Source organism: Caballeronia udeis, assembly GCF_044909315.1.
GTDB classification, from domain to species: domain Bacteria; phylum Pseudomonadota; class Gammaproteobacteria; order Burkholderiales; family Burkholderiaceae; genus Caballeronia; species Caballeronia udeis_A.
Genome location: NZ_JBIYEB010000028.1, coordinates 118873 through 129874, shown reverse-complemented (window position 1 = coordinate 129874; position 11002 = coordinate 118873). Strand labels below are relative to the sequence as shown.

Sequence of the window (11002 nt, the reverse complement as noted above, 5' to 3'; positions counted from 1 at the left end):
CGCAAGGGCCGGTAAGCCACGCGTTCGATGGTGTAGCCGACCAGCGCGCAGACGACTGCGGCGACCAGCAGCGCGATGACCAGCACCAGCGCTAATGGCATGCCCGGGAAGTGGTTCTGCAAGACACCGATGGCCGACAACGCGACCATGGCGCCCACCATCAGCACGTCTCCGTGAGCGAAGTTGATGATGCCGAGAATCCCGTACACCATCGTGTAACCCAACGCGATGATGGCGTACACGCTGCCAAGCACCAGCCCGTTGATAATCTGCTGGATGAAGATATCCATTGAAGGCTCCTTAGCCGTGCGACTAGATTTACGCTTTATCGCTGGCCGATAAACCGAAGGGAAGAAAAAAACGCACCCGCACCGCGCGTACTTGAAAAAAAACTCTAAAACGTCCGAAAGTGACTACGTATCGAGGGATTGCTCAACCTGGTGTGCACTCGCCGCACGGCGCTGCAGCACAGGATTACGGCGTAATGACGTCAATGACGTTCTTCTTGTTATCCTTGAAATCGATTAGCGTGATTGCACCGCTGCCTTTCAAATCGCCTTTGTCATCGAATGCAATGTGCCCTGTCAGGCCATTGAAATCCGTCGACGCAATCGCGGCGAGCACCTTGGGCGCTTCAATCGAGTTAGCCCGCTTCATTGCATCGACAATCACATACACGGCGTCATAGGTGAACGGCGCATAGCTCTGGACAGGCAGATGGAATCGGGCTTCATAGTGCTGCGCGAAATCGCCGCCCTTGTTCAGCTTCGACACGTCCACACCGAGTTCCGAGCACACCACGTTCGATGCTGCGTTGGCCGCGAGCGTGGCCAGCTCGGCGGAACACATGCCGTCACCGCCAAGAATCTTTGCCTTGATGCCCATCGCCGCTGCCTGCTTCGCAAACGGTCCGCCGGTCACATCCATGCCGCCGAACATCACCGCATCCGGCTGGACGCGCTTGATTTTGTTCAGTATTGCCTTGAAGTCCCGGGCTTTTTCGCTCGTCACTTCGTGCCCCGTGATGCGGCCGCCGCCAGCGACCACGGCTTTTGCAAACTCGTTCGCGAGACCCCGGCCGTAGAGCGTGGCGTCATCGACGACCACGATTTTCCGCGCGTGCAGCGTCTTGAGCGCGTAGGTCGCAAGCACCGGCCCCTGGCGCGCGTCGGTCGGCACTACACGGAACGTCGTTTTGTACCCCTGCTGCGTGAACGCCGGGTTGGTCGTCGCCCCCGAGATCTGCGCCACGTCAGCGTCGCTATAGATCTTCGATGCCGGAACCGACACGCCCGAATTCAAATGTCCGACGACCGCCACCACGTGATCGGCCACCAGTTGCTGCGCCGCTGCAATACCCTTCTTGGGATCGGCCGCGTCATCCTGCGTGTCCAGTTCGAGATGAATCGCGTGACCGTCGATAGTCAGTCCCTGCGCGCTGATTTCCTCGATGGCCAGCCGTGCGCCGTTTTCATTGTCCTGCCCAAGATGCGCCAGCGGTCCGCTGAGCGGCGCAACATGGCCGATCCTGACAACCGTGGCGCTGCTGGCCTGCACAGGCTCGGACGCCGCAGCCACCGATGCAGCCGATGCCGGCACGGCGGGCGCACTTGCCGGCGCACTCCCCCCTGCACTCGCCGATGCTTCCGGCACCGCCGACGCCCCTGCGGCCGGCTCGTTATCAGTCTTTTTGCTGCACGCCGTTGTCATCGCAACCGCGGCGGCGATGGTCAAGGCAAAGCCAAACTTCATTCGCATTCAATAAGTCTCCGGCGCCTTGAAAAGCTGGTGTTTCCAGCCCATCCGGCTTGGAACGCGCGCATTGTAACTCGGTTTTTGAGACGTGCAATATTGTTCAGCGACAGGGGTTTTCCTCCATTGCAACCCTCTGTTTGGCCTCTGGTGAAGGCACAGGAGCAACCCGGTTGCGCCCCGTCACGGTGCGCAAGTTGCACCATTGATTGGCGTTGTGGGTAAACACCGATGCATGCATCGACTTCTGCGCCGCTGTGGATTCTTATAAGCGCACCTTCATGGTGCGAGTGCAAAATCAGCGGGTCAATCCGGAGGTTCTCGTAGCGCCGTAGAGGCGAGACAGCAGGCGCGACCTCTTTTCATGGCCGGCAAAACAAAAGGCCGTGCCAACGTGAGTTGGAACGGCCTTGCAATACGCATTCGACTGTCGCCTCTAATTCAACACGCGAGGACGCTTCGCGGACAGTGTTTCATTCCGACGGCAGCGTCAAACCACGTGGCAGCGGAAACGACACTTTTTCCTCGATCCCTTCGAGCGGACGCACGTTGCGCACGCCAAGCTCCCGCAACCGCGCGATCACCGCCTGCGCCAGCACTTCCGGCGCCGACGCGCCCGCGGTCACGCCGATGCGCTTTTTCCCTTCCACCCATTTCGGATCGATTTGCGTGGGTGAATCCACCATATAAGCGGGGATGCCACGCTTTTCAGCGACTTCGCGCAGCCGGCTTGAATTCGAGCTGTTCGGACTCCCCACCACGATCACCACATCGCATTGAGGCGCGAGAAACTTCACGGCGTCCTGACGATTCTGCGTGGCGTAGCAAATATCCTGTTTCTTCGGCTCTTTCACCGACGGGTATTTCGACTTCAGCGCGCCGATGATCGCGGAGGCGTCGTCCACTGACAGCGTGGTTTGCGTCACGTAGGCAATCCGGTCGGGATCGGCAAGCGCGAGAGCTTCCACGTCCTCGATGTCCTCCACCAGATGCATGCCCTCGCCGCTCTGCCCCATCGTGCCCTCGACTTCCGGATGACCCTTGTGGCCGATCATCACGATGTCGAAGCCTTCCTGGCGCATCTTCGCGACTTCCATATGCACTTTGGTCACGAGCGGGCAGGTTGCGTCGAATACGCGCAAGCCGCGGGTTTCCGCTTCCGAGCGCACCGCTTTCGACACGCCATGCGCGCTGAAAATCAGCGTACTGCCTTCAGGCGCATCCGCCAGGTCTTCGATGAACACGGCGCCTTTCTTGCGCAGGTCCTCGACCACGTACGCGTTGTGCACGATCTCGTGGCGCACGTAGATAGGCGCGCCGAACAGCGCGATGGCCCGCTCCACTATTTCGATTGCGCGATCGACGCCTGCGCAAAAACCCCGCGGCTGAGCGAGAAGAATTTCGACATCGAGAAGGGTGTCAGTGGAGCTCATGGCTACAGAATTCCGATGATTTTCACTTCGAACGCCAGCGCCTGGCCGGCAAGCGGATGGTTGAAATCGAACAGCGCGGAGGTCTCGCCGACCTCCTTGAGCACGCCTGCGTAACGGCCACCGCCCGGCGCGTTGAATTCGACGAGGTCACCCGGAGAAAAATTCTCGCCGATCATCGCGTTCTCGCGCAACGTGGCCAGCGACACCCATTGCAGCATTTCCGGATTGCGCGGACCGAACGCCTGACCGGGCATCAGCCGAAAGGTCGAGTGGTGACCCACCTTCAGACCCAGGAGAATGTCTTCCAGCGGCGGCGCAAGATGACCGGCGCCCAACAACAGCGTAGCGGGCTTGTCGGCGAACGTGCTGACAATGTCCGATCCATCCTCAAGCGCAAGCCGGTAATGAAGCGTGACGTGCGAACCGGGTTTCACCTCGGAAATATCAATGATGCTCATGTTTGATCGTGGTAGCAGTAAAAGCCGTAATTACCTTCTCAGCCGGTCCCGCCGTCCGATAAAAGGCCGGGCGTCCAGACCGGACGCAGTCATGGCGAAAGCTTGGGCCGCCCCCGGGGGCATCGCGCCGCCGGAGCTGAAGCCTCCGCGGGGCAAACCGCCGGGCGCTCGCTCCGGATGGTGCCAAACCTCCATTGTAAGCCACAGTGCGACCGCCCCGCCTCGGTCCGGGCAATGCCCCGGCGTGATAACGCCCGGGCGGGACAGTCGCTGCTTCCAACATCACTTCCAGTGTTCCCCGACGGGAGCGTGACATGAACGCCCGGCTCGAACTGGTGCAAAACAACGTACCGCATCCCGCCCGAGCCCTGCTGGCAGCGGACCCTCCCGCACGGATCGCGCCTGGCGTCATGCGCGTCCTCGACTGGCCCGCGCGTGATCGTCCGCGCGAACGCCTGTTGAAACTGGGTGCGCAGACGTTATCCGACGCCGAGTTGCTCGCACTGTTCCTGAATACGGGCCGCCCGGGCATGACTTCCGTCGACGTCGCGCGCGACCTCCTCGTCCGGTTCGAATCAATCAGAGGCGCACTGGGCGCGACTGCGGCGGAATTACGCGGGTTCGGCGGATCGGGCCGGCGAAGGCGGCGCTGCTGCTGGCTGTCTCGGAGCTGTGCCAGCGTTCGCTCGCGGAGAAAACCCGCGACCGGCCGTTGCTGGATGCCCCGCAAGCGGTGGAAGACTATTTGAAGTGGCTGATCGGCACACGGCCCAACGAAGTGTTCGTCACCCTTTTTCTGGACATCAAACATTGCCTGATCACCGTGGACGAATCGGCGAAGGGATCGATCTCGCGTGTTGCCGTGTATCCGCGTGAAATCGTACGGCGCGCACTCACTTTAAATGCGGCCAGCCTGATCGTCGCGCATAATCACCCCTCCGGCGGCGTGGAGCCGAGCGCAAACGACCGCCGGTTGACGCGTGTGCTGCAGGATTCGCTTGCGCTGATCGACGTCCGGCTGCTGGATCACCTGGTCGTGACCTCGAACGAGGTTTTCTCTTTTTCGCGACAGGGATGGATGCCGGCATGACTTGAAGCCGGGTGACAGCTCAACGCTGATTTCACTGATTTAATAGCCCGCCGGCGGCAAAAGGCGGAAAAACCGGGCCTAATGGGCCTTTGCAAGCCAAAAACCGCATGAAACCTGCACCGGACCGGACAGCCGGATACCTCGTCCGGCACCAAAAAGAGTTGATTTTGCTGGTTTTTTGCGGTTAGAATCTCGGTTTGCTTCTTTCAACCAACCTGTTCCGAGCGTACGCGGTCATCATTTCGGGCAAACCTCTCGGTAGCCCGAAGCGGTCCCAAATGTATCTGGCGTTCGAACTCAGAATTAAAGCGTATTAGGAGTGCTCTCATGGCACGTGTATGCCAAGTAACCGGGAAGGGGCCGATGAGCGGCAACAACGTTTCCCATGCGAACAACCGCACCAAGCGTCGTTTCCTGCCCAATCTGCAAAATCGCCGCTTCTTCGTTGAAAGCGAAAACCGCTGGGTTCGTCTGCGTCTCTCGAACGCCGGCCTTCGCCTGATCGACAAAAACGGCATCGACTCCGTGCTCGCAGATCTGCGCGCACGTGGCGAAGTCTAAGGAGCACGAACATGGCCAAGGGCGCACGCGACAAGATCAAGCTGGAATCGACCGCAGGAACGGGTCACTTCTACACGACCACGAAGAACAAGCGCAACATGCCGGAAAAGATGGCGATCAAGAAGTTTGATCCCGTTGTCCGCAAGCACGTTGAATACAAAGAAACCAAGATCAAATAAGATCCGGTTTCTTTCGCTCCAGCATCACGAAAAGCCTCGCTCATGCGAGGCTTTTTGCTTTGGCGTCACCGTTTGCGCGCTACGGTTTTGGCCCGTCCACCCGCGCTTGCGCGCGCCCTGTTCGCCCTGCTGGCCGAACGGCGAAGTGGCCGCATGACGTGCCGCGCGTTATCCTTACCGCCCAGGCTTTCCCCATGCTACCGGCGTGAGTCCCGAAAGTCGCGGCGGACAACAATCAACGGAGACATGGCGGGATGAATTTCGACGTGGCAATCATCGGCAGCGGCCTGGCAGGCCTGAGCGTGGCGCTGAATCTGGCGGACACCCGGCGCGTTGTCATTCTCGCTAAGCGCAGCGTAAGCGAAGGCGCCAGCGATTGGGCCCAGGGCGGTATTGCGGCCGTGCTCGACTCGGCCGACAGTATCGACAACCATGTTCGCGACACGTTGATTGCCGGCGGCGGTTTGTGCGACGAAGCGGCTACGCGGTTCATCGTGGAAAACGGGCGTGCAGCGATCGAATGGCTGATCGGCGAAGGCGTGCCGTTCACCAGGGATCTGTCCGCCGATCTCGGTTTTCATCTGACGCGTGAAGGGGGTCATAGCCATCGGCGGATCATTCATGCCGCCGATGCAACGGGTCACGCCGTGGTCACCACGCTCAACGAGCGCGTGCGCAATCATCCGAACATCACGGTCCTCGAAGATCATTACGCCATCGACCTGATTACGTCCGAGCGGCTCGGGTTGCCCGGGCATCGCTGTCACGGGCTCTATGCGCTCGATCTGGCAAGCGGGCGGACCGTTACCATTGAAGCGCCGCATACCGTGCTTGCGACCGGCGGCGCCGGCAAGGTGTACCTGTACACCACCAATCCTGATACGGCGACCGGCGACGGCATCGCAATGGCATGGCGCGCCGGCTGCCGCGTGTCGAACATGGAGTTCATCCAGTTCCATCCGACTTGCCTGTTCCATCCGTACGCGAAGTCATTCCTGATCTCCGAAGCCGTACGGGGCGAAGGCGGCATCCTGCGCCTGCCCGACGGCACGCGTTTCATGCCCGCCCACGACGAACGCGCCGAACTTGCGCCCCGCGATATCGTCGCCCGGGCAATCGACTTCGAGATCAAGAAACGCGGTATTGACTGTGTGTATCTCGACATCAGCCATCAACCGGAAGCGTTTCTTCAGGAGCACTTCCCTACTATCCTCGCGCGCTGCAGTGAGTTCGGTATTGATATCGCGAAGCAACCCATCCCCGTGGTGCCGGCTGCGCATTACACGTGCGGCGGCGTGGTGACCGACCTGGCCGGCCGCACGGATCGCGCGGGCCTTTATGCCGTGGGTGAAACCTCATGCACCGGACTGCACGGTGCGAACCGGCTGGCCAGCAACTCGCTGCTGGAATGCCTGGTGGTCGGGCGCGCGGCGGCGCAATCCATGGAAGAGGATGGCTTCGCAGCGAGCGGCCACGCGCCGTTGCCCGCCTGGGATGAAAGCCGCGTCTCCGATCCGGACGAGGAAGTCGTGGTCGCGCACAACTGGGACGAGTTGCGGCGGCTGATGTGGAATTACGTGGGCATTGTGCGTACCGATAAACGGCTTGCACGCGCCCAGCACCGCATAGCGCTGCTTCGTGACGAGATCCATGAGTACTACGCAAATTTCAGGGTGAACCGCGACCTGCTTGAGTTGCGCAACCTTGTTGATGTCGCGTCGATGATCGTTGAAAGCGCGTGCTCGCGGCGCGAGAGCCGCGGTCTGCACTTCAGCCGCGACTGGCCGGAGACGTTGCCGAAAGCGCTGCCTACTGTATTGACACCGCCAGCGGTGAGACGGCGCGGGATTTGAGCGGAGAAAACCGCCGAATGCTCCGCCGCGACGACTAGTCGAAGGCGCGCCGGAAAAGTCGCTTGCGGCAACAGCGCGTGGTTAAAGCGAAAAGCCATTCCGGCGCAAGCGGGAATGGCTTTTCGTTTCTGCTTCGCTGTGCATCCTGCCCGGCTTCGAGCGAGAGACCGGCATCGAAGAATCGTATGAAAGCGGGGTTATATCGTCCTGACCTTCCGACAACGTCCGCTCACGCCGCACGCACCGCATCAAGCGCGCACTGCACCAGTTCCCGCATCAACGGCGCGACCTCTCCGGCGCGGGCTTCGTCGTATGCATACGGCCGCGTCTCCTCCATATACGTGACCTGCGACAACTCCAGTTGCACTGCGTGAATGCCGTCCTGCGGCGCCCCGTAGTGTCGCGTGATGTAACCGCCCTTGAAGCGGCCGTTCGCGACAGCCGTGTAAGCGCCCTGCCTGAGCACCATTGCTTCGAGTTTTTCCGCGAGACCCGCAACCGCACTTTCCCCGCCCGCCGTGCCGAAGTTGAAGTCGGAAAGCTTGCCATCGAAGAAACGCGGCACGTGTGAACGAATGGAATGCGCTTCCCACAGCAGCGCTTTGCCGTGCATGACCTTCAAACGCGCCAGCTCTTCGGTCAGCGCATCGTGATAAGGCCGCCAATATTTCTCGCGACGGTTGGCGATCTCTCCCTCCGAAGGCGCAGCGCCAGCGGAATACAGCGCCTCGCTGTTGAAGGTATCGACGGGACACAGGCCGGTCGTATCGCGTCCCGGATAGAGATTCGCGCCGTCGGGCGGACGGTTCAGATCGATCACATAACGCGAGTTCGCGGGTACGAGGATCGACGCACCCATCTCCACCGCGAACGCGTAGAGACGTTCGAGATGCCAGTCGGTGTCGTCGACTTCACGGGCGATCGGCATCATGGAGGCGGCTATGTCGACGGGAATCTGCGTGCCGGCATGGGGAATCGAAATCAGCAGCGGCGCAGTGCCACGCTTCAACGTGAAGACTTGATCGGTCACAGGTTACGTCCTTTATTTAAGCAATCCGGCCAGCGTATTTCGATACCGCCCGAACGACGCGTCTTCATCGCGATGCCGGCGCGCTTCCACCACGATGTTCCCGCCGACGCTCACATCGAGCACCGGCGTTTCACCATGTTCGCAGAACACCACGCCCGATAACCAAGCGTCCGGCGCATGCCCGGCAATAGCCGGATGATCGGGATCGAGCACGATGAAATCCGCCTGGCGTCCCGCTTCCAGCACGCCGACCGCGCGGCCAGTGGCGCCGGCGCCGCCTTGCACGGCGGCATCGAAGAGACGGTCCGCCACGTGCGCCTGTTCATTCGATGCCAGCACGTTGCGTTCGCGGCGTGTCAGCCGTTGTCCGTATTCCAGCAAGCGCAACTCTGAGCGCCAGTCGACGGCAATGTGGCTATCCGACCCGAGTCCAAACCGTCCGCCATCGTTCAGGTACGCATGTGCGGGGAAAATGCCATCGCCGAGATTGGCTTCGGTTGTCAGGCACAGGCCCGCGACGGCGCGACTTGCGGCCATTGCGCGGACTTCGTTGTCGTCCACATGCGTGGCGTGCACAAGGCACCAGCGTTCGTTCACGTCGAAATTATCGAGCAGCCAGCGCACGGGCCGCGCGTTCAGCGTCTCCAGACAGGCGTCGACTTCAGCCGTCTGCTCGGCTATGTGGATATGCACCGGCGCGCCCGGAAACGCGCTGTCGAGTCCGTTGAGCAAACGGCCCAGCGATTCCTTCGATACAGCCCGCAGCGAGTGAGGCGCAACGCCGTACCGCAGGTTGCCGTTTTCGGGCTGCACCGCGCGCAATGCAACGAGCGCATCGAGCAGGCTTTCCGGCGTGTGGACAAAACGCGCCTGACCCGCTGCAGGCTCGCGTTCGCCGAAACCGCCGTATTGATAAAGCACGGGCAACATCGTCATTCCGATGCCGGTTTGTGCCGCTGCGTCGACCACGCGAGCGGCCATTTCGGAAAGATTCGCGTACGGCTCGCCATCCGGCGCGTGATGCACGTAGTGGAATTCGCAGACCGACGTGTAGCCCGCCTTCAACATTTCGATATAAAGCCAGCGCGCGATATCGCCAATACTGTCCGGCGAAATACGCGCGGCAAACCGGTACATCAGGTCGCGCCAACTCCAGAAGCTGTCCGTCGGATTCGCGCGATATTCAGTGAGCCCCGCCATCGCGCGCTGGAACGCGTGCGAGTGAAGATTCGGCATGCCGGCGAGCACCGGCCCTTTGGCTTTATTCACGCCCGCCGGTTGCGCGCTGTCCGGCGTGACCGCGACCAATGTGCCGTGATCGTCCCATTCCAGCAGCACGTCGCGAGACCAGCCATCTTGCAAACGCGCGTGCCCGGCAAACAAGCTATTTCGTGTCATGGGGTATTCCGCTTAATTCTGCTTGGTCCGTTTATCGACAGTCACGGCGCCGTGGCGCACAACCAGCGCGCAGCGCTCGAGGCCGGTCCAGTACGCGAGTTCCGCCAGCGTTTCGATATCCCACGCAACAAAGTCCGCCTTCGCGCCAACGCTGATCTGGCCGCTGACATCGGCGTGACCGAGCGCTTTTGCGCCGTGACGTGTCACGCCCGCGAGCACTTCAGCCACCGACAAACGAAACAACGTGCAGCCCATGTTGAGCATCAGCAGCAGCGACGTACTCGGCGATGTCCCCGGATTGCTGTCGGTGGCAAGCGCGATGGGTACACCGTGGCGACGCAACAGCTCGACCGGCGGCAACTGTTTTTCGCGGATGAAATAGAACGCGCCCGGCAATAACACGGCGACGGTGCCCGCTTCGCGCATCGCGATTGCGCCGGCTTCGTCGAGGAATTCGAGGTGATCGGCGGATAGCGCGTGATGCTTTGCCGCGAGCGCTGCGCCGCCCATCAGCGACAACTGCTCCGCGTGCATTTTCACAGGCAGATTCAGTTTCGATGCCGCGTTGAACACGCGTTCCGCTTGTGCGAGCGTAAACGCAATGCGCTCGCAGAAGACATCGACGGCATCGACCAGACCTTTAGCCGCGAGCGTCGGCAACATCTCGTCGCAGACATGCGCGATGTAGTCATCGGCACGGCCCGCGTATTCCGGCGGCAACGCGTGCGCGCCGAGGAATGTCGTGGCAATGGTCACCGGGCGTGCCGCTGCGAGCCGCCGGGCGACGCGCAGCATCTTGCGTTCGGTCACAAGGTCCAGCCCGTAGCCCGATTTGATTTCCAGCGCGGTGACACCTTCGGCGAGCAACGCATCCAGACGGCGCAACGATTGCGCGAACAGTTCGTCTTCGCTCGCGGCGCGTGTATTGCGCACGGTCGAGACAATGCCGCCGCCGCGTTTCGCGATGTCTTCGTAACTCGCCCCTTCAAGCCGCATCGCGAATTCTTCTGCGCGGTTGCCGGCGTAGACCAGGTGCGTGTGGCAATCGACGAGACCCGGCGTCACGATCCGGCCTTCAAGATCGTGGCTTGTCGATTTGGCGAACGCGGAAGGTATGTCCGCTTCGGCGCCGAACCATTCGATACGCCCATCGCGTACGACGATCGCCGCGTTTTCAAGAACATCCGCGGGATCGGCGCGCGCTGCAAGACGCGCGTTGCGCCAGATTTGAGCGCTGTTGTCAGTCAT

The 11002-nt window shown here is 61.2% G+C and carries 10 protein-coding genes and 1 pseudogene; 4 read left to right on the top strand and 7 right to left on the bottom strand.

Annotated features, from left to right (window positions below):
* The 4 genes from ABH944_RS34085 to ABH944_RS34070 all read right to left on the bottom strand — a co-directional run.
* A partial coding sequence (locus tag ABH944_RS34085; RefSeq protein ID WP_472975140.1) for an ABC transporter permease subunit occupies positions 1–290 on the bottom strand: 290 nt, incomplete at its 3' end.
* A gap of 184 nt (positions 291–474) precedes the next feature.
* The gene (locus ABH944_RS34080; RefSeq protein WP_404611895.1) at positions 475–1758 is read right to left on the bottom strand and encodes a branched-chain amino acid ABC transporter substrate-binding protein; all 1284 of its coding nucleotides are present in this window, start codon (positions 1756–1758) and stop codon (positions 475–477) included.
* A 467-nt stretch (positions 1759–2225) separates the two neighbouring features.
* Entirely contained in the window at positions 2226–3185 is a 960-nt protein-coding gene (gene ispH / locus ABH944_RS34075; protein ID WP_062081039.1) for a 4-hydroxy-3-methylbut-2-enyl diphosphate reductase, read from the bottom strand.
* Between the two features lie 2 nt (positions 3186–3187).
* Positions 3188–3643: an FKBP-type peptidyl-prolyl cis-trans isomerase gene (locus tag ABH944_RS34070; RefSeq protein ID WP_404611892.1), complete on the bottom strand. Its 456-nt coding sequence runs from the start codon at positions 3641–3643 to the stop codon at positions 3188–3190.
* A gap of 410 nt (positions 3644–4053) precedes the next feature.
* Here ABH944_RS34070 and radC point away from each other — a divergent pair.
* The 4 genes and pseudogenes from radC to nadB all read left to right on the top strand — a co-directional run bounded on the left by radC (position 4054) and on the right by nadB (position 7326).
* Positions 4054–4733 (top strand): annotated as a pseudogene (gene radC, locus ABH944_RS34065) (RadC family protein).
* A gap of 327 nt (positions 4734–5060) precedes the next feature.
* A complete protein-coding gene (rpmB, locus tag ABH944_RS34060) occupies positions 5061–5294 on the top strand; it encodes a 50S ribosomal protein L28 (protein ID WP_031359861.1) in 234 nt (77 codons plus the stop codon).
* Between the two features lie 11 nt (positions 5295–5305).
* Entirely contained in the window at positions 5306–5473 is a 168-nt protein-coding gene (rpmG, locus tag ABH944_RS34055; RefSeq protein ID WP_006478046.1) for a 50S ribosomal protein L33, read from the top strand.
* Positions 5474–5727: 254 nt separating this feature from the next.
* A complete protein-coding gene (gene nadB, locus ABH944_RS34050) occupies positions 5728–7326 on the top strand; it encodes an L-aspartate oxidase (protein WP_404611889.1) in 1599 nt (532 codons plus the stop codon).
* A 229-nt stretch (positions 7327–7555) separates the two neighbouring features.
* Here nadB and hutG read toward each other — a convergent pair whose 3' ends face one another.
* From hutG to hutI, 3 genes are read right to left on the bottom strand one after another with little or no spacing between them, the layout of a single operon-like run.
* Positions 7556–8356, bottom strand: a complete 801-nt coding sequence (hutG, locus tag ABH944_RS34045; protein ID WP_404611887.1) for an N-formylglutamate deformylase — start codon at positions 8354–8356, stop codon at positions 7556–7558.
* Positions 8357–8368: 12 nt separating this feature from the next.
* Positions 8369–9754, bottom strand: coding sequence for a formimidoylglutamate deiminase (locus ABH944_RS34040; RefSeq protein ID WP_404611884.1), 1386 nt, complete (start codon positions 9752–9754; stop codon positions 8369–8371).
* 12 nt (positions 9755–9766) lie between these two features.
* Entirely contained in the window at positions 9767–11002 is a 1236-nt protein-coding gene (hutI, locus tag ABH944_RS34035; protein WP_404611882.1) for an imidazolonepropionase, read from the bottom strand.

Coding starts and splice junctions, on each gene's coding strand:
- rpmB (WP_031359861.1), top strand. CDS start 5,061: ATGGCACGTGTATGCCAAGTAACCGGGAAGGGGCCGATGAGCGGCAAC.
- hutI (WP_404611882.1), bottom strand. CDS start 11,002: ATGACTGACAACAGCGCTCAAATCTGGCGCAACGCGCGTCTTGCAGCG.
- ispH (WP_062081039.1), bottom strand. CDS start 3,185: ATGAGCTCCACTGACACCCTTCTCGATGTCGAAATTCTTCTCGCTCAG.
- ABH944_RS34080 (WP_404611895.1), bottom strand. CDS start 1,758: ATGCGAATGAAGTTTGGCTTTGCCTTGACCATCGCCGCCGCGGTTGCG.
- ABH944_RS34040 (WP_404611884.1), bottom strand. CDS start 9,754: ATGACACGAAATAGCTTGTTTGCCGGGCACGCGCGTTTGCAAGATGGC.
- ABH944_RS34070 (WP_404611892.1), bottom strand. CDS start 3,643: ATGAGCATCATTGATATTTCCGAGGTGAAACCCGGTTCGCACGTCACG.
- rpmG (WP_006478046.1), top strand. CDS start 5,306: ATGGCCAAGGGCGCACGCGACAAGATCAAGCTGGAATCGACCGCAGGA.
- nadB (WP_404611889.1), top strand. CDS start 5,728: ATGAATTTCGACGTGGCAATCATCGGCAGCGGCCTGGCAGGCCTGAGC.